This is a genomic window from Microbacterium sp. LTA6 (assembly GCF_045690355.1).
In the GTDB taxonomy this organism is placed as follows: domain Bacteria; phylum Actinomycetota; class Actinomycetes; order Actinomycetales; family Microbacteriaceae; genus Microbacterium.
The window spans coordinates 2,881,859-2,898,495 of the sequence record NZ_CP147855.1; the positions used below are offsets into that span (position 1 = coordinate 2,881,859).

Annotated in this window: 18 protein-coding genes and 1 tRNA gene; 7 read left to right on the forward strand and 12 right to left on the reverse strand. The window is 66.6% G+C overall.

Annotated elements, in window-relative coordinates; all coding sequences use genetic code 11:
• Positions 1–84: 84 nt before the first annotated feature.
• Genes LTA6_RS13610 through LTA6_RS13630 form a run of 5 tightly spaced genes read right to left on the reverse strand, consistent with a single transcriptional unit; the run spans position 85 to position 3,644 of the window.
• On the reverse strand, positions 85–1,734 hold the full coding sequence (locus LTA6_RS13610) for a DUF222 domain-containing protein (RefSeq protein WP_407358074.1): 1,650 nt from the start codon (positions 1,732–1,734) through the stop codon (positions 85–87).
• A 50-nt stretch (positions 1,735–1,784) separates the two neighbouring features.
• Positions 1,785–2,153, reverse strand: a complete 369-nt coding sequence (locus tag LTA6_RS13615; RefSeq protein WP_341974281.1) for an RNA-binding S4 domain-containing protein — start codon at positions 2,151–2,153, stop codon at positions 1,785–1,787.
• Positions 2,150–2,824 carry a lysoplasmalogenase family protein gene (locus LTA6_RS13620; protein WP_407358075.1) on the reverse strand — a complete coding sequence of 225 codons (675 nt, stop codon included), beginning with the start codon at positions 2,822–2,824 and terminating at the stop codon, positions 2,150–2,152. Before LTA6_RS13620 ends, LTA6_RS13615 begins: the two co-directional genes overlap by 4 nt.
• Positions 2,825–2,871: 47 nt before the next feature.
• Positions 2,872–3,066 (reverse strand): hypothetical protein, encoded by a 195-nt coding sequence (locus tag LTA6_RS13625; RefSeq protein ID WP_341974283.1) that lies wholly within the window; start codon positions 3,064–3,066, stop codon positions 2,872–2,874.
• Positions 3,066–3,644 (reverse strand): GNAT family N-acetyltransferase, encoded by a 579-nt coding sequence (locus LTA6_RS13630; RefSeq protein ID WP_341974284.1) that lies wholly within the window; start codon positions 3,642–3,644, stop codon positions 3,066–3,068. The genes LTA6_RS13625 and LTA6_RS13630 overlap by 1 nt, the downstream gene beginning before the upstream one ends.
• A 111-nt stretch (positions 3,645–3,755) precedes the next feature.
• Here LTA6_RS13630 and LTA6_RS13635 point away from each other — a divergent pair.
• Positions 3,756–3,832, forward strand: a tRNA-Pro gene (locus LTA6_RS13635).
• A 496-nt stretch (positions 3,833–4,328) separates the two neighbouring features.
• Here LTA6_RS13635 and LTA6_RS13640 read toward each other — a convergent pair.
• The 4 genes from LTA6_RS13640 to LTA6_RS13655 are packed head-to-tail and all read right to left on the reverse strand — an operon-like array spanning position 4,329 to position 7,808.
• Entirely contained in the window at positions 4,329–5,519 is a 1,191-nt protein-coding gene (locus LTA6_RS13640) for an ABC transporter permease (RefSeq protein WP_341974285.1), read from the reverse strand.
• The gene (locus LTA6_RS13645; RefSeq protein ID WP_341974286.1) at positions 5,516–6,205 is read right to left on the reverse strand and encodes an ABC transporter ATP-binding protein; all 690 of its coding nucleotides are present in this window, start codon (positions 6,203–6,205) and stop codon (positions 5,516–5,518) included. The genes LTA6_RS13640 and LTA6_RS13645 overlap by 4 nt, the downstream gene beginning before the upstream one ends.
• The gene (locus LTA6_RS13650; RefSeq protein ID WP_407358076.1) at positions 6,202–7,290 is read right to left on the reverse strand and encodes a peptidoglycan-binding protein; all 1,089 of its coding nucleotides are present in this window, start codon (positions 7,288–7,290) and stop codon (positions 6,202–6,204) included. The genes LTA6_RS13645 and LTA6_RS13650 overlap by 4 nt, the downstream gene beginning before the upstream one ends.
• The gene (locus LTA6_RS13655; protein ID WP_341974288.1) at positions 7,287–7,808 is read right to left on the reverse strand and encodes a hypothetical protein; all 522 of its coding nucleotides are present in this window, start codon (positions 7,806–7,808) and stop codon (positions 7,287–7,289) included. Before LTA6_RS13655 ends, LTA6_RS13650 begins: the two co-directional genes overlap by 4 nt.
• Positions 7,809–7,964: 156 nt before the next feature.
• On the opposite strand from LTA6_RS13655, the gene LTA6_RS13660 reads away from it, so the two are divergent.
• The 4 genes from LTA6_RS13660 (at position 7,965) to LTA6_RS13675 (ending at position 11,197) form a co-directional block, all read left to right on the forward strand.
• A complete protein-coding gene (locus LTA6_RS13660) occupies positions 7,965–8,630 on the forward strand; it encodes a response regulator transcription factor (RefSeq protein ID WP_341974289.1) in 666 nt (221 codons plus the stop codon).
• On the forward strand, positions 8,608–9,816 hold the full coding sequence (locus LTA6_RS13665; protein WP_407358077.1) for a sensor histidine kinase: 1,209 nt from the start codon (positions 8,608–8,610) through the stop codon (positions 9,814–9,816). Before LTA6_RS13660 ends, LTA6_RS13665 begins: the two co-directional genes overlap by 23 nt.
• A gap of 43 nt (positions 9,817–9,859) precedes the next feature.
• Positions 9,860–10,120 carry a hypothetical protein gene (locus tag LTA6_RS13670; protein WP_407358078.1) on the forward strand — a complete coding sequence of 87 codons (261 nt, stop codon included), beginning with the start codon at positions 9,860–9,862 and terminating at the stop codon, positions 10,118–10,120.
• 951 nt (positions 10,121–11,071) lie between these two features.
• Positions 11,072–11,197 (forward strand): hypothetical protein, encoded by a 126-nt coding sequence (locus LTA6_RS13675; RefSeq protein ID WP_407358079.1) that lies wholly within the window; start codon positions 11,072–11,074, stop codon positions 11,195–11,197.
• 34 nt (positions 11,198–11,231) lie between these two features.
• Here LTA6_RS13675 and LTA6_RS13680 read toward each other — a convergent pair whose 3' ends face one another.
• The 3 genes from LTA6_RS13680 to LTA6_RS13690 all read right to left on the reverse strand — a co-directional run bounded on the left by LTA6_RS13680 (position 11,232) and on the right by LTA6_RS13690 (position 13,438).
• On the reverse strand, positions 11,232–11,747 hold the full coding sequence (locus LTA6_RS13680) for a hypothetical protein (RefSeq protein ID WP_407358080.1): 516 nt from the start codon (positions 11,745–11,747) through the stop codon (positions 11,232–11,234).
• 38 nt (positions 11,748–11,785) lie between these two features.
• Complete coding sequence (locus LTA6_RS13685) at positions 11,786–12,607, reverse strand: hypothetical protein (protein WP_407358081.1); 822 nt, start codon at positions 12,605–12,607, stop codon at positions 11,786–11,788.
• A 174-nt stretch (positions 12,608–12,781) separates the two neighbouring features.
• A complete protein-coding gene (locus tag LTA6_RS13690) occupies positions 12,782–13,438 on the reverse strand; it encodes a TetR/AcrR family transcriptional regulator (RefSeq protein WP_407358082.1) in 657 nt (218 codons plus the stop codon).
• Between the two features lie 86 nt (positions 13,439–13,524).
• Between LTA6_RS13690 and LTA6_RS13695 the strand changes: the two genes are divergently transcribed.
• Together LTA6_RS13695 and LTA6_RS13700 are read left to right on the forward strand one after the other, a co-directional pair.
• Positions 13,525–14,955, forward strand: a complete 1,431-nt coding sequence (locus LTA6_RS13695; RefSeq protein WP_407358083.1) for a purine-cytosine permease family protein — start codon at positions 13,525–13,527, stop codon at positions 14,953–14,955.
• Positions 14,952–16,565: an amidohydrolase gene (locus LTA6_RS13700; RefSeq protein ID WP_407358084.1), complete on the forward strand. Its 1,614-nt coding sequence runs from the start codon at positions 14,952–14,954 to the stop codon at positions 16,563–16,565. Before LTA6_RS13695 ends, LTA6_RS13700 begins: the two co-directional genes overlap by 4 nt.
• Positions 16,566–16,637: the final 72 nt, after the last annotated feature.

Below are 16,637 nucleotides of genomic sequence, written 5' to 3' on the forward strand. Positions count from 1 at the left end.
CCGCCCAGGCGATCGATGCCTCGTCGCTCACGTTTGGTGGGGCTTCCGGCCCCGCGATCGGCGCCGTCGTGCCGGGTGCGTGCTTCAGACGAACATGACGCGCCGGGGCGCAGAGTCGACGTAGGTGTTGCCCAGCGGGCTGGTCCATCGGATGCTGCCGTCAGGATGAAGGCGGGCGTTCCAGCGGTGTCGCTCATCGACGTCGGGATGCTTGAGCACGTGGTGACCGGTGCAGAAGTGTGCGAGGTTGCAGAGCGCAGTCTTTCCGCCTTTGGCGTGGTCGTGATTGTGATCGACCTGACACCGGTGGACAGGCATGCGGCAGCCGGGGAATCGGCAATGCTGATCTCGGGCTCGGAGATGTCGTCGCATGCTCGCGGTCGGAGTATATGTATCGGTTTCGGTGATCATGCCTGTGGGGTCGGTGAACAGTCGTGTCCAGATGTTCGAACCCCCGGCGAGGGCCCGCGCGGCATCCGGATGGAGCGGCCCGTGCCCGTCGAGTTCTGCGGGGCGGTCGTCGGCATCGGCGATGGTGGTCGCGGCGACGGTGACCTGGATTCGGGCGGTGATGTTGTCGAGTCCCGTGCCATGAGCGGCGGTCGGGTCGGAGGCAAGGAGCAGATCGGTGAGCAGGTCGGCGCGGATCTCGTCGATCCCGCGAGTGTCGGCAGGGTAGTGCTCGATGTCGAGGCTGTGGGCGGGATCTGTGAGCGGGTCGATCAAGCGGACGGCGGCGAGCTCGGGATGTGGATCAGTGGTGAAGGTGTCGGACTCACCGAAGATCGCGCCGGCGACGGTGTCTGCGCCAGAGTCGAAGGCGCCGGAGTCTTCACCGGCACGGGAGTCGTCACCGGCACGGGAGTCGTCACCGGCACGGGAGTCTGCGCCGGCGCGGGAGTCTGCACGGGCGCTGGAGTCGAAGTCGGAGACGGCGCTCGAGCCTGAACCGGCGCGGGAATCGAAGTCGACGTCGGGGCGAGCGCCGAAGCCGACGCTGGGGTCGATGTCGCTTTCGTAGATCGGGTCGGGTCCGTCGTCGAGCAGATCGGGATCGAGAGCGGGCTCCTGATCGTCGCGGGCAGCGATGATCTCATGCGCGAGCCTGGTGAGACGGTCGACGATCGCGGTGGCCAGGTATTCCGGGAGCACGACCATCAGCAGGGCGAGGCCGTCACCGGCCGGACGTATCGTGACTGCGCGCTCGCTCTTCGCTCGGGCGTGCCGGTCGACGAGGGTCTCTCCGGCGAGGGCAGCCGCGATCTGGCGAACCAGTGCCCGGGTGCGGGCGGGGGTGTCTCCGGTGGCGGCGACGGTCGCAGCGGTGTCGAAGAGGCTGAGGGTCTCAGCATCCACTCGCCCCTCGACGACAGCCTCGCGGACGATGCCGCCGGCGCGGACGATCTCTCGCACGTGCGCCGCTGTGATCTCCCCAGCCTCGAACGCGGTACGTGCCACAGGCAACCAGTCGTGTAGATCACGGGTGTCGGTGAACGCGTACTCAACGCTGCCTGTGGACACGTGTCCCGCAGCGGAGTACTCCGCGATCATCGACCGGTGGATCGCATCGCGGTGGAACGGAGACTCACGCACATCCGCATCCAGCACCCCCAGCCGCTCGTTCAGCAGCCCCGCCGCTCGCGCTTCAAGCGCGGCGATTTCACGCCTCGTCTGCACCCAGGAGTCGAGCAGCACCTGACGCTGCTCGACGTCATCCGGAGTGAAACTGACCATGCTCCAGTATCGCACATATGTTCGAATGTGGGAAGAGGTGGTCGGTACTTTCAGTCCGTAAAGTCTTCGCGCCCTCGCAGACGATCGATGTCTCGTCGCTCGCGCTTCGTGGGTCGACCGGCTCCACGATCGCGGAGACCGAGGGCGGCCTGAGGTTCGCGTTCCGGCGTCCGGTCTTCATATGCCGCAACGGCGACGGGTGCGCCGACACGCTTCACCAGCAGCTGACGAACCACCAGGATCCGGTCGAATCCAGCGATCCTGATGCGCAGCTCGTCTCCGATGCGCACCTGCTGCGCGGCCTTCACCTTCTCGCCGTTCACGCGTACATGCCCGGCGCGGCATGCAGTCGTCGCTGCGGAACGGGTCTTGTAGACGCGAATGGCCCAGAGCCAGCTGTCGACACGTGCGGCGTTCATGATTGGGTGCTCCGTCTGTGCAGGGCGAGGAGGGCACCGCCGACTATCAGTCCTTGTCCGAGCGTATAGGTCAGCATGATGGCAGGGCTGCTCCACGCAGGCAGGGAGTCGGGCAGAAAGAGCTGAAATGCGAGGAGCGTGTCGCTGGCGAGGAAGAACGCTCCGCCTGTGGCGATGAGCGGGTGGCACCATGCGGCAAACGCGGCGGTGCCGGCGAGAACGAGACCGTATGCCGCGACTGCGATGAGGAGTCCGCCGGTGTGCGGGCCGAGTGTCGCGATCATGGCGATCCACCAGGCGACGTAGACGACGGTCCACCACGGGAGTCTGCGGCGCTTCAGCAGGCCGAGAAACAGGGCGATGTACGCGAGGTGGGCGATGCCGAAGAATCCCAGCATGAGGGGCAGCTCGGGCGCCGCGGGGAAGAAGGAGGCGGCGCCGTCTCCGAGCCACGACGCGCCGATGGCGGTGAGGAGGAAAGCGATCGTTGCCTTCGGGCGCAGTTGTGGAGCTGCGATCAGAACAGGAAGTGCCAACAGCGGCATGAGGCTGAGCTTGGTCGGCGTCGCGAGTGGATTGTCGAAGGCGAGCAGTGCGACGTGGAGCAACGACATCACCGCGTAGGGAACGAACGCCCACAGGATCGGTGAAAGGAGGGCGCCGCGCTGCATCCTCTCATCGTAGGGCGATCGCGTGCCCGACGGACGTGTGGCCTGGCTCACGGCGCGAGGCGCCGTCCTTCGGGTTCCAGATGCGCGCTCAGGATGCGGATCGCCTTCGGCCCGACGCCGTGAATCGCGAGCAGTTCCTTCGCAGAGACGCCGTCGAACTGTTCGAGCCTCGTCAACCCGTGCAGCGCGAGTTCGCGTCGTGCGACCTTGCCCATGGATGCTGGCAGCGCGGACTCGCTCATCAGTATTCGAGCGTGACCAGAGCTCGGCCCGGCTTGAGTTCGGTCTTCTCTGTGAATCCGGCTTCGACGAACGTTCCCAGCGTTCCGTGGAAAAGGTCGTTGGATGGTTGTTTCTCACCGCCGGTGACGACGGGGTACCCCTCGATCACACGAGCGCCGGATTCGCGCGCGAACTCGACGGCAGCCCGGAGCAACTCGAGATTGAGGCCGCTGCCACGGTGTTCGCGCCGAACGACGAAGCAGGTGACCGCCCATACGGTGTCGTCGTCGAAGGGCTCAGTGCTCGCCGCGGCGATGATGCGCGTGCGAGGGATGCGGGCCTGCCGCGTGCGCGGACCGATGCGGATCCAGCCGGCGGCCTCTCCGTCGACGTAGGCGATGATTCCGGGTGGGGGACCGCTGGCGATCTCCTCCCGGAGCATCTCCGTCCTCTGCGGTGTCGTCGTCTCATTCCAGTCCTTGTTGCTGAGGACCGGCCAGATGCACTGGCAACTAGCGCCGTCGCCGCCGCCGGTGAGGGCATGCTGAACGTCGTCCCACCGCGCGGTCGTCGCCACCTCTGTCGTGATCGTCACCATGCTCGTGACGCTACGCCGAGCATCCGACACTCGCAACGCACCAGCCTGTTCGCGGAGGGCCCCGAGGTGAGGCTAAGATAGGGGAGTTGCCTGCGCGCGAGTGCAGGAGAACGGGCTGTGGCGCAGCTTGGTAGCGCACTTGACTGGGGGTCAAGGGGTCGCAGGTTCAAATCCTGTCAGCCCGACCAAAAAGGCCTGATCAGACGCAAGTTTGATCAGGCCTTTGTCGTTTCTTCAGCGAGCTTTGATAGCTGGGCCAATCTGCTTTGATCGCTTGCGAGCTCATCGGCGTGGAGTCGGCTTTTCGTCGCGCTGTGGCGCGGGGACCCAAAGGGAGCAACCCGCAAGAATCGCATTCGCGTGCTCTGCCGTCGACGCCAAAATGCCGGTCATCAGGGTAAAAGTTCCTCGTACGGGCGCAGAATTCGGCGTTTGATCTCGCGTAGCTGCCCCTCTGCGACGCCATCAACGGCGAGAGGATGAGTCGGTTGAGTGTGCCCACGTGCTCGGGGGTCGTTTGGTTGAGGTTCTCTTGTCCCTCTTCGGTGAGGATGACGAGGGTATGGTGACCGTCCACAGGGCTTGCTTTCGACGCGCGGGCGGTGGAGTTCGCAGCACCGGGGGTGTCGCTCGGAAGCCCCGTGGCTGTGTCCGGGGGAGGGGACCGACGGCCCCCTCCCCGGACTATGCGTTGAGCGCTGTCGTCGGGGACGTGCGCGCGGCGCGCACCGCCGGCAGTAGCCCGGCGACGGCCCCGACGGCCACCGTGACCGCGACTCCGATGACCAGCACTTCGGGCGGGATCGCGACGACCCATCCGTTCGCCTTGGCGGCGACCGCCGTGATGATCCAGCCGAGAGCGACACCGGCGATCCCGCCATATGCCGAAAGCAGTATCGCCTCGAAGAGGAACTGCTCGCGGACATGGCGCTTGGTCGCGCCCAGCGACCGGCGCAGGCCGATCTCGCGGCGACGCTCGAGCACCGAGATGACCATGGTGTTGGCCACTCCGATGCCGCCGACCAGCAGCGCGATTGAACCGACGCCGATGAGGAGCCCCGTGAACGCCTGGTCGACGGTGTTCTTGGCCGCGAGGGCGTCCGAGGGGCGGCTGACCTTCACCTCACTCGGGGACTGCGGGCTGATCGTGGGTGGCAGGAGCGTGCGCACCTCCGCCACGCGGTCCTCCTCGGACCGCTCGTAGATCATCGTGGGATTGCCCTTGTAGCCGAACGCCTGGCGGGCGATCGGCTCGCCGATGAAGGCGACCGAGTCGAGCTCGGGCACCAGCGGCGACGAGTCGAGGATGCCGACCACGGTGAACTGACGCTCACCGAGCCAGACGAGCGAACCCGCATTCTGGATGCCGAGTCTTTCGGCAGCGGCGCGCCCCAGCACGACGGTCGGGAACTGCGCCGTGGCTTCGTTGAGCCACACGCCGGTGAGCATCGTGGTGCCGGTCGCCGCCAGGAGGTCCAGATCCGCCGCCGCGACGGTCATCCCGCCGGTGCGCGAACGCTCGATCTCCGCGTTGCGGTAGATGTTGACCTTGTCCAGCGTGCTCGTCGAGCTCGCGTTGAGTACACCGGGGATCCGTCTGACCTGGGCGACGGCATCCTCGGGCAGAGGCGCCGGCGCACCGAGCATGTCGGTGCCCCCGGTCACCGTGAGCAGGTTGGTGCCCAGCGCGGCCAGCTTTTCCTTGATCAGCGCCTGGCTGGAGGTCGAGATGCCGATGACCGCGATCATCGCTGCGATACCGATGGCGATGCCGAGCGAGGACAGCACCGCCCGGAGCGGCCGGGCCCGCAGCCCGTGGAACCCGAGGGCGAACAGGTCGGCGGGGCGCAGGCGGGAACGCCGGTAGAGGCTCATTCCGCCACCTCCCGCTCGTCGGACACGATCTCGCCGTCACTGATGTGGACCCGCCGGGGCATTCCCGCCGCGACGCCCTGATCGTGCGTGATGACCACGACCGTGGTGCCCGCGTCGTGCAGCTCGCCGAGTATCTGCATCACGCCCGCCCCGGACTTGGTGTCGAGGCTGCCCGTCGGCTCGTCGGCGAGGAGCAGCTTCGGCTCACCCACCACCGCGCGGGCAATGGCTACCCGCTGGCGCTCGCCGCCGGACAGCTGGCGCGGGTGGTGGTGCAGCCGGTCGCCCAGACCGACGCGTTCGAGGGCGATCGCCGCCCGCCGACGGCGCTCGCGGGGAGGCATGCCGGTGTAGAGAAGGCCGGTCGCGACGTTGTCGAGCGCGGTGACGCCGTCCGACAGATGGAACTGCTGGAAGACGAACCCGATGGCGAAGGCGCGCAGCGCGGAGAGCTCATTATCGCTCATGCGCATGACGTCGTTGCCGGCGATCTCGGTGCTGCCGGCGGAGGCGCGGTCGAGTGACCCGATGATGTTGAGCATCGTGGACTTGCCCGAACCACTGGGCCCGACGATCGCGAGCATCTCACCCTCCTCGATCGTCAGGTCGACACCGTTGAGGGCCACGGTGGGTGGGGAGCCGTAGCTGCGCGTCACGCCGCGCAGCTGCACGATCGGGGTACTCACTTGGCCACCACGACCTTGTCGCCCTCGGCGAGGCCCCCGCCTGTGACGGCCACCAGGCCGCTGGCGAAGGCGCCGAGCTCGACGGGCACGAGCTTCGTCTTGCCCGACTTTCCGGCAGTCACCTCGACGGCGAATCCGCCGCCCGGCTGAGCCAGCAGGGCCGTGACGGGAACGAGGAGCAGATCGGTGCCCTTGCTCTGCGTGAGCACGATGCTCACGGTCACGTTGTCGAGGTCCGCGGCGACGGCCGGGTCATCGAGGGTCAGCGTCACCGGGATCTTCACTGCCTTCCCATTGGCGCCGTCGCGCTCGACCGGCGCACCGACCGTGGCGATGGTGCCGGTCGTCTCCACTCCGCCGGGGAGCGCGACAGTCACGCTCTTGCTCACCGGGGCGATGGCCTGGTCAGCGGTGTCGATGTACACCAGGACCTGCTTGGAGGTGCCGGTGACCGAGACGATGGCCGCGCTCGCGCCGGCGCCGACGGCGGCTTTCGTGGACTGGATGCGCACATCGGTGGGGGAGAAGATGATCCGGCCGTCCTCGATCATCCCGGTCTGCTCCAGGCCGAGCGACTTCTGCCACTTCTTGATCGCGTCGATGGTGTGCCACGTGAACTGCGCGTCCGGGGTGCGACCGAAGAAGCCCAGCGCGGCGAGGTTCGTCTCGAGCTGCAGGACGTCCGCACCGTTGGTCATCTCCTCGCTAAACGCGCGCCAAACGGGAAGGTTTCCGTGCAGCAGAATGACGGGGGAGTCGTTGATCCGGAAGAGCTCCTGTCCGGCCGTGATGACGGTGCCGCCGGCCGGAACCCCGGTCACGATGCCCGACAGGGTCGTGCCGATGTCGCGGAGCGAGGAGAATCCGAGTGTGCCCTGCGCGCGCAGCTGTTCGGTCAGCTCGCCGCGGGTGACGGTGGCGGTTTCCACCGAGACCTTGTCATCCTTGGGTTGCGCCGAGAACGGTCGCTGGACGAGCACGACGGCAGCGACGATCGCCGCGACGACGAGCACGCCGAGGCCAGTTAGCAGCAGCGCGCGCTTGCGCCGAGGACGCGCGGTGGTCGGTGTGGTGTCCGTGCTCATTTGGATCCCACCGGCTGGTTGGCCTTCTCGGTGCAGGTGTCTACGTCGTCGCCGTTCGTCTCCGGGCCGAACGCCTGTCCCATGCCGCCCGAGCCCTTGACCGGGTCCGGGTAGTCGTAGCCGAGCTCGCGCATGCACGAGGCGAAGATCAGCTGCGACTCGAACAGTTCGTCCTCGCTGGGCAGGCTGTCATCGACGGGCGCCTCGCCGACCTCGGCGGTGCACGCCGCGTAGGCCTTGTCGAACTCGGCCATGTCCCACTGTGAGGTGTCGATGGAGTCGGAGGGCTCGCCGTCCGCGGACGTCTGAGCCAGGTCGAAGCCGGCCTTCAGCATGCAGCTGTCCATCGTCTGGCGCCACTCGACGATCGAGGATTCCAGATCGTCCGACTTGAGTTCGGGTTCGGCGCCGCCGGCCGGTGCGCACGCGGACAGTCCGAGCGCGAGCACCGTGCCGGTGACGAGGGCGAGGACGCCAGTGGTGACGCGACGACTGCGGGGGGTAGTGAGGAATCTCATGGGCTGCTCCTTGGGACTTCGGCCGCGGTCGGACGACCTGGCTGATCCCACCTCACCAAACACGTGGTTGCGAGGGGGTAAAGCGTCCCTTTTACCTTTCTCCAACCTGCGGTCTGCTTGAATCGGGGCGGAGATCACGGACCGGAGGAGGAATGCATGCGCGTGCTGATCGTGGAGGACGAAGAGTTCCTCGCCGACGCCATCCGCACCCGGTTGGAGATGGAGTCGATCGCGGCGGACATCGTGGGGGATGGGCATGCCGCGCTCGCCGCAGTGGAGTTCAACGACTACGACGTGGTGCTCCTGGACCGCGACATCCCGGGTGTGCATGGCGACGATGTCTGTCGCGCTCTGGCCGCCGACCCGAGCAGTCCCGTCGTTCTCATGCTGACCGCGGCGGGCGCGCTCGATGATCGTGTGGGCGGGCTCGAGCTCGGCGCCGACGACTATCTAGCCAAGCCGTTCGAGTTCCCTGAGCTGATCGCCCGGCTGCGCGCGCTGAACCGTCGCGCGTTCACCGCGCTCCCGCCCGTGCTGGAGAAGCGCGGCGTGCGTCTAGACCCCTTCCGCCGCGAGGTCACCCGCGACGGCCGGTTCGTGCAGCTCACCCGCAAGGAGTTCTCCGTGCTCGAGCTGCTCCTGCGCGCCGACGGCGGCGTCGTCAGTGCCGAGACGATCCTGGAGAAGGCGTGGGATGAGAACGCCAACCCCTTCACCGCCACGGTGAAAGTGACCATCAGCAACTTGCGCCGCAAGCTCGGCGAGCACAGCATCATCACCACGGTCCCGGGGGTCGGCTATGCCATCACAGACCACGACTGAGCCCCAGACCCGGCGCTACCGCGCCACCGTCCGCACGCGACTGGCGCTGACCTATTCCGCCCTGCTGACCGGTGCCGGACTCGTTATGCTCACGATCGTCTACTTGGTCATGCGCTTCGTGCCCACATACGCCCTCGTGCCGTCCGATTCCTTCCCGGCCGAGCCCTCGGATCCGGGCATCGCGACGCCGCTGCCCGAGTCGTCCGAGGGCACGACGGCGGCATCGACCACTCCGGCCTCCGAGATCCTGATCACCTCGACCGAGCAGATGCTCAACCTGCTGCTGATCGTCTCCATCGCCGTGCTCATCGTGCTCGCCGCCGTGGGCATCGCCGTCGGCTGGGCCGTCGCCGGGCGGATGCTGAAGCCGCTGCAGTACATCAACGGCGCTGCCCGCAAGGCCGCGCATGGCGACCTCGCGCAGCGGATCCGGCTCGAGGGGCCGCGGGACGAGATCTCCGAGCTGGCGATGAACTTCGACGATATGCTCGCGCAGCTCGAGCGCTCCTTCGCCGCCTCGAAGCGGTTCGCCTCGAACGCATCGCACGAACTGCTCACCCCGCTGGCCACTACTCGGGCGATGCTCGATGTCGCGATCGCCCAACGCGACGATGCAACCGAGCGCGCTCTGTTCGCTCGGCTGCGAGCGATGAACGAGCGCAGCATCGAGACGGCCGAAGCCCTGCTCGGCCTTGCGCAGATCGAAGCATCGACAGTCGCGGGCGAGCGCATCGACCTGGCCAGGGTTGTCGCCGAGGTCGCGGAGTTCTGCACCGACGAAGCGGCCGAGGCCGGCGTCACGGTGACGCTCGATCTGCAGCCTGCGCACTTCGACGGTGAGCCGGTGCTGGCGCGACAGCTCGTCAGCAACCTCGTGCAGAACGGGATCCGGCACAACGCCGCATTCGACGGCTTCCTCACGATCATCACGCGCACGGCCGCGGACGGGTCCGCGCTGCTCGAGGTCAAGAACAGCGGCGAGATCCTGGAAGCGGATGCCGTCACCGCGCTCGCGGAGCCGTTCACGCGCGCCGCCGGTCGCCGGTCCACGACGTCGGCGAAGGGGCATGGTCTCGGGCTGTCGATCGTGTCGGCGATCGTCACCCGCTTCCACGGCATCCTCAAGCTGGCCGCCCGCCCGGGTGGAGGTCTGCGCGTCGTGGTGACCTTCCCGTCCGCGGGATAGCTCTGCGCCATCTGATCGGCCAAGCGCAGCTGAGGTCTTCGAGTTGCGGCATCCTCTCGCGAGCCGACCATGGGGTGATGGACGGGCGCCGCTCAAGGGCGTCCGCGACGGCGGATGCAGCATCCGTCATGCCTACCCGCGCGCGTCGAAACAGGCGTGGCTGATCCTCGTCCTCGTCGCGGTGCTGATGGCGGCAGGGTTGACGGCGTCGATGCTGCGACCAGCCGCGGCGCCGTTGCCTACAGCGACAGCGAAGGTGACTCGCGGGCCGACGCCGACTCCCTCACAGTGGTCGGCAGCCTGAGAACAACAGCGATCTCATCGGTGACGTCGGTCCTGTTCGTTGCGCTTGAAGCCGAGGGACCGGAGCTTCCGTGCGAGAGCCGTGGCTGACCATTCCGGCGGAGCACACCGCTAAAACAGGAAACGTCAGGTCGAGAGGGCGAAGAGACCTGGTCGGGGCTACTAGGGGTCGAGTGGGCGCGCCTTCCTAATGTGGAGCTCTTCAGAGATGCTTCCACAAACCCCACGTGAACCCCTTTGATGGGTTTGCCGATGGCTACCAAGAGCAGGGACCTGGCCGGGATCTGGTGCATGCAAACCATGCAATCCATGACGTGAAATGAGGCCGCTTGAGGGGCAGGGAACCCCGGAAAACCAAGGATCTGCGCTGAACCGTCTGCCTGGGGGTCAAAGGTTCGCAGGTTCAAATCCTGTCAGCCCGACCTGTCGAGGGATGCCACTCCGCAGGCAGTGCCCTCCCACCTGTGGCCGGTTTCGAGGTGCCCATAGGCTGGCATCATGCCCGTGTTCTTATATCCCGCTTTGCCGGATCGCGCGGACGGAGCGAGGTTGGGTGGTGCTCCGCCGTCAGTGATCGAGACGCATCCGCTTCTGGAGACGCACCGGTATGTGCTGACTCTTGCCGCGGTCTGCGCGTCGTGGACGGGCCGCCGTGAGGTGTCGGTGGTGTTGCGTGCCGGCTTCAGCATTGAAGACGAGGATGTCGTCTATCCGGACATGGCCATGCGGGCGATCATTCATGAACACTCGCCGCGTGGAGTGCGGGACGACCTCGGGTGGCCGGGACTGCGTGCGATAGCGCTTGTCGAACGACCAGCTGCCGCGTCGAGGCCGGCTCTGGTGCGGATCGATGACGAACCCGTCTTGATTCAGGGGGAACCTGCGTTTCGCGGACGCCGTGCGCGCCGATGGGCACCGATTCCTCTTCCAGATCGATGAAGAGGGTTGGCCCGTGGAGGGCGAACTCGAAGACGTTATCGCAGAATATCTGTGGGGATATGGCTCGGTGTACTTCTACGGCACGCCGGGTGCGGACGGGATCGTGCGCGACGTCGTCGCCGGCTTCATCGACTTCTAGGGGAGCACCGATGACTCACATCCATGTTGGAGTTTCAGGGATTGCTGGTGGCGCCGAACAGTAATTCATCGACGAAGTGGTCCCGTCGGGCTGGCCGCGAGCTGATGTACGTCGGCAGATCCTCGAAGTGCGGGAAAGCGACAACGGCCTCTTCGAACTCTGGTTCAGTTCCGTGGACGACTGCTCCATCGTCTCGCACCGCCAGGTACTCGTATCCGTTGCGAACGGAAAGCAGGATGGGCAGGTGGCGCTTCCAAAAACGGGAAACCTCGACGGCCTCGTCATCCGTCGTAGCGGCCTGGATGCTCAGCACTTCCAGCTCGTTCCACGCGAACGCGCCTTCCGCTCCGGGGGAGTAGTCGTCGCGAGACAAGAACCACACCGTATCGTCTGAACTCGAAAGAACTGAGAACGAGGATACCCAGCGGATCACCGTTTCGGGCGCCGCCTGCAACGCAGAGGGCAGTCCGTCTTTCGCGGGCAGAGGCGGCTCATGCGTCCAACCGGCTTCCTGCAAGCATCCGGCCGCACGTTGAAAGAGGCCCGTCATGCTCTACAGGCTACCGAGCGGTCTCTCGGGGCCGACGGTCACGTGGTCGCGCCCGTGTTGGCCCATTCCAGTGTCGACATCTTCTGCTCGATCGTGTTCAGTCCGATAGCCCCGCACCCCACGAGGGTGAGCCGGCGCAGGGCGGGGAGTTCGTTGATGGCCGCGATGCCGGTGATCTTCTTGCAGTACTGGATGTTCAGGACTTCCAGTCGTTGCAGGGTCGCCAGTTCGGAGACGTCGCCCAGGGCTGTGAGATTCTTCAGCCGCAGTGACTCCATTTGGGAGAGCGCACTGATTCCGGTGAGGCTCTTCAGCGTGCGTCCACCGATCAGCCCGAGCCGGCGCAGCCCGACGGGTTCGACGAGGCGGAAGATCTCCTCGTCAGTGGGCACGTTCAGCAGGTTCAGCTCTTCGAGCGACAGTTCGAGCGCCTGCCTCACATTGTTCAGAGACCTCTGCGGGTAGAGGGAGAGCGCCCGGAGTTCGGGGAAGTGCTCGTTCTGGAATCGGAAGGGTTCGCCGACGTAGAGGGTATGCAGGTTCGGCACCACCACATCTGGCCATACCAGGGTCCGTTCGCCGACGTGCACGAAGAGCTCTTCCAGACTCTCGGGGAGATCGCCTTGCCGCAGTTGGGTGACGACAGCGGGGAGGACCCGACCCGGCCCGATGCTGAGGGCTTTCAAGTTCGTCATCGCAGTGATGATCTCGGGGAGACGATCGATAGGCCCATCAAGCGGCGACCACAGGTGCACATCGGTGATGCGCGACAGCTGCTCGGTGTCGTAGGGCTGGTCGTAGAACACGAGGTCCCTGTCGGGCACGTCGAACTGGTGCTGGTGAGCACTGTGCAACACCACGGTCCGCTTACTCGTTGACGCCCTCATCCACGCCCCCCTGACTCCGCCGGCTATCGCCCACGCCACCGCCAGATTACCGGTGCGGGCTGTCGTCGCTCCTGCCGCGCCGCACCTGTCCCGAAGGCACGTGCAGGCTTCGCACGAGAACCAGGCTCGGTGCTCCTCGACAGACTTTCACGCCCCCGCGTCAATAGCCTCCCGCAATGTCCCCTTCTTCATCCCCAGCGCCCATTCCGCAACATCCGCCACGACCTGCGTATGCGCCGGATGCTCGATCTGCCGGGAGGCGTTCACATAGGACCCACCGCCATCCACCGCTATCAGGATCCGGATGCACGCCGCTTCGGCATCCACCTCTCCGAAGTCGCCGGAGGCGATGCCGTCCACGATCATGGCCGTCAGGCGCTCCCGGTCGAGGGCGTCCTGCACCTCCAGCTCGACATCGAGCGTCGGACTGAACCGCGCCAGATGCCGGGCGTTCAGCCAGAGCTTCGCCAATGGAAGCGAGCGGCGCTGCTCGATGTGGTCCACGAAGTGGGCGAGCCTCTGCAGGGGAGTGCCGCCTGACGTGAAGAACTGCTCGCGCTCGAGCACCGCGGCACGGGCGAAGGCCGCGACCACCAGGTCCTCCGCGACCGGGAAATAGTGCGTGATCAGCCCTGGCCGCACGCCCAGTCGCGCTGCGACCGCCCGGAGCGTGATGCGCTCGAGTCCCTCTTCGATCGCGATCGACGCGGCGCACGCGAGGATGTCCTCCCGCCTCTCTTCCGGAGGTTTGCGAGTTCGCGGGGGAGCAGTGCTCGAAGAAGTGCTTGACGTCACCCCACCCATGCTATTGAATGAGTGACCAATAGTCCATTGGGCATGTGACCAATAACAAAGGTGACAGCAATGACGCTCCTCCCGAAAGGAACTCCATGACCCAGATCCACCCCGCCGGTGCCGACGCCGTCGACACGGCAACCCATCCGGAGACGCGCGGCATCGAGCTGATCGATGATGCCGAACGCCACGGTAGAGCGCGCGACCTGTTCCTCATCTGGGCGGCGCCGAGCGTCAGCATCCTGAACCTCACGATCGGCGCGTCGCTGATCCTGCTCGGCCTCGAGATCTGGCAGGCGATCGCCGTCATCGTCGCGGCGTCGCTGCTCTGGGTGCTGCCAGGGATCATCGCCGGAAGCGGACCGGCAGCCGGCACCTCCGGCTCGGTCGTGACACGCGCGATGTACGGAGTCCTCGGCAACCGGCTCTTCGTCGCCGTGGTCGGTTGGTTCATCGGCGCGGTCTTCCTTTCGCTGACCTGGCTCGCATCCTCGTTCATGGGAGCCGACCTGCTGCGGCGCGCCGGCATGGACGACCCGACCTGGGTTCCGATCGGCGTCACGGTGGTCGTCGCTGCCATCACGATCCTCGTCGCGATCTTCGGTCATGGGCTGATCCTGCGTGCCTACCCCTACATGGCCGCCGCCCTGTTCGTGATCTTCCTCGTCGTCGCCGCCTTCATCCTCCCGACTGTCGACTGGGCATACGCCGCCCCCGAGCCCTTGAGCGGACCCGCCCTCTGGTCGGCGATCTCGATCGGCTTCACGATCCTCGCCTCGACCCCCTTGTCGTTCATGAACAGCCCCGACATCGCCCGCTACCTCCCGCGCGACACTAAGCCCTCGCACATCACCGCCGCGACCGCCCTCGGGGGCGCCATCCCCTTCATCGTCTTCACCACCGTCGGCGTGCTGCTGGCGACAGGGCTGAGCGTCGCAGCGTTCGAGACCGGCATCGACGTCGCCCTCCTGGTTCTGCTGCCCGAATGGCTCGGTCCGGTGCTCGTCATCGGCGTCATCATCAACACGATCGCCCTCAACGCCATGACGGCCTACACGTCGAGCATGGCCCTCCAGGCGATCGGCTTCCGCCTGCGCCGCATCCCGGCAGCGATCATCGTCGGCGTCGTCGGCACCGCACTGACGATCTACCTCGTGCTGTCGTCGAACCTCGTGGAAGCCGCGAACCTCATGCTGCAGTTCCTCGTCGTCGTGTCGGGGCCGGCAATGGCGATCTTCGTCGTCGACGTCATTCTGCGCCGCTACGACTACGACGGCGTCGACCTCTTCCACGACAGGCCCGGCGGCCGGTTCTGGTACTCGGCGGGATGGAGCATTCCCGGTATCACCGCGCTCATCGTCGGCGGAATCGCGACCGCGCTGTGCCTGTCGACGAGCGTCTGGAGCGGTCCGGTCGCCGAGATCACCGGGTACATCGATCTCTCCGTGCCCGTCGGCATGCTCGTCGCCGCAGTCCTCTACGCCGGCCTGCTGCGCACACCTCTCGGAAAGGACGGTCGACCGTGATCACCCGCTACCTCAACGGACGCATCTTCACCGCAGATCCGGACCCGGCACTCGCCTGGGCCGAGGCTCTCGTGATCGATGACGAGACGATCGCCTACGTCGGTACAGCAGAGGGCGCCCCCGCGGCCGACGAGACGGTCGATCTTGAGGGCCGACTCGTTCTTCCCGGGTTCACCGATGCCCACACCCACCTCCTCATGGCAGGTGCCGCGCTCGGACAGGTGCCGCTCACTGCCGCGCGCTCGCTCGACGAGATCCAGACGCTGCTGCGTGAGGCGAGGGCCGCGAATCCGGATGCTGCGGTCCTGCGCGGCCGAGGATGGCTGTTCGACTCGGTGCCGGATGGCGCTCCGACAGCGGCGATGATCGACGTGGTCGTCGATGACATCCCCGTCTACCTCGACGCGAACGATTACCACTCGTGCTGGGTCAACAGCGCGGCGCTGGCGGAACTCGGCATCACCCGCGAGACGCCGGATCCGATCGGCGGGTACTTCGCCCGGGATGCCGAGGGGGAGCCGACCGGGCTGCTCTACGAGACCGCCGCGACCCAGTACGCCTGGGCTCATCGGGACGAGACGACCACCGACGCCGACCGCGATGCGGACGTGGAACGGGTGATCGACGCCTACCTGGCCGCCGGGGTCACCGGCGCGATCGACATGGCCTTCGACGAGTTCGGACTCGCGGCGCTCCAGCGGGCTGAGGTGCGACACGGGGGAGGGCTGCCGATCCGCGTCGCTGCGCACTGGATCATCACGAACACAGGTGACGATGATGAGAACCTTGCGCAGGTCGCACGTGCGGCCGAGCTCGCGGGCGACGCCTCGTCTCCCTGGCTCCGTGTGGTCGGCATCAAACTCATCCTCGACGGGGTCATCGACGCGTGCACCGCGGCGATGCGGCATCCGTATGCCGATGGATCGAACGCCGAGCCCATCTGGCCCGTCGCGCAGCTGAATCCCGTCGTCGTGGCAGCGGATGCCGCGGGCCTCCAGATCGCACAGCATGCGATCGGCGACTACGCGAGCGAGATCGCACTCGACGCCATCGAGCACGCCATCGCGCTCAACGGGGACCGCCCGCGACGCCACCGCATCGAGCACCTCGAATACGCGGCCCCCGGAACGGCCGAGAGGATGGCGCGCCTCGGCGTGACCGCATCGATGCAGCCGGTGCACAGCGACCCCGCGATCTTCGCGAACTGGGCGGAGATGCTCGGTGACGACCGTGTCGACCGTGCGTTCCCATGGCCGGAATACGAGGATGCCGGGGCGCTGCTGGCCTTCTCGACGGATGCGCCGACCGCCCCGCACGAGGCATTGGCGAACATGTACGTGGCATCGACTCGTGCCTCGGCGCTCGATCGGAGCGTGGGCGCCATCCATCCGCAGTTCGCGCTCCCTCTGGCGGCCGCGATCGGTCACGCGACGCGCGATGCCGCGGCGTCCGTCGGCGACGGCGATTGGCGAGGTCGTATTGCCCCGGGGTTCGCTGCGGACGTGATCGTGCTCGACACCGATCCGTTCACCGAGGGGCTGGCGTCCCTGCTCGACGCCCGTGTGATCCAGACGATCGTCGCCGGGAGGACGCGCTACCGGGCGTCGTGATCGCAGACCTTGCCGATGATGGCGTCGTGCAGGCTTCATCGCATCAACCCATATTCTTGCCTTGGGCGCATT

Excerpts from the sequence above, each read along its gene's own strand:
- LTA6_RS13610 (WP_407358074.1), bottom strand. The coding sequence starts at position 1,734 with ATGGTCAGTTTCACTCCGGATGACGTCGAGCAGCGTCAGGTGCTGCTC.
- LTA6_RS13615 (WP_341974281.1), bottom strand. The coding sequence starts at position 2,153 with ATGAACGCCGCACGTGTCGACAGCTGGCTCTGGGCCATTCGCGTCTAC.
- LTA6_RS13620 (WP_407358075.1), bottom strand. The coding sequence starts at position 2,824 with ATGCAGCGCGGCGCCCTCCTTTCACCGATCCTGTGGGCGTTCGTTCCC.
- LTA6_RS13625 (WP_341974283.1), bottom strand. The coding sequence starts at position 3,066 with ATGAGCGAGTCCGCGCTGCCAGCATCCATGGGCAAGGTCGCACGACGC.
- LTA6_RS13630 (WP_341974284.1), bottom strand. The coding sequence starts at position 3,644 with ATGGTGACGATCACGACAGAGGTGGCGACGACCGCGCGGTGGGACGAC.
- LTA6_RS13640 (WP_341974285.1), bottom strand. The coding sequence starts at position 5,519 with ATGAGCCTCTACCGGCGTTCCCGCCTGCGCCCCGCCGACCTGTTCGCC.
- LTA6_RS13650 (WP_407358076.1), bottom strand. The coding sequence starts at position 7,290 with ATGAGCACGGACACCACACCGACCACCGCGCGTCCTCGGCGCAAGCGC.
- LTA6_RS13655 (WP_341974288.1), bottom strand. The coding sequence starts at position 7,808 with ATGAGATTCCTCACTACCCCCCGCAGTCGTCGCGTCACCACTGGCGTC.
- LTA6_RS13660 (WP_341974289.1), top strand. The coding sequence starts at position 7,965 with ATGCGCGTGCTGATCGTGGAGGACGAAGAGTTCCTCGCCGACGCCATC.
- LTA6_RS13665 (WP_407358077.1), top strand. The coding sequence starts at position 8,608 with ATGCCATCACAGACCACGACTGAGCCCCAGACCCGGCGCTACCGCGCC.
- LTA6_RS13680 (WP_407358080.1), bottom strand. The coding sequence starts at position 11,747 with ATGACGGGCCTCTTTCAACGTGCGGCCGGATGCTTGCAGGAAGCCGGT.
- LTA6_RS13690 (WP_407358082.1), bottom strand. The coding sequence starts at position 13,438 with ATGGGTGGGGTGACGTCAAGCACTTCTTCGAGCACTGCTCCCCCGCGA.
- LTA6_RS13695 (WP_407358083.1), top strand. The coding sequence starts at position 13,525 with ATGACCCAGATCCACCCCGCCGGTGCCGACGCCGTCGACACGGCAACC.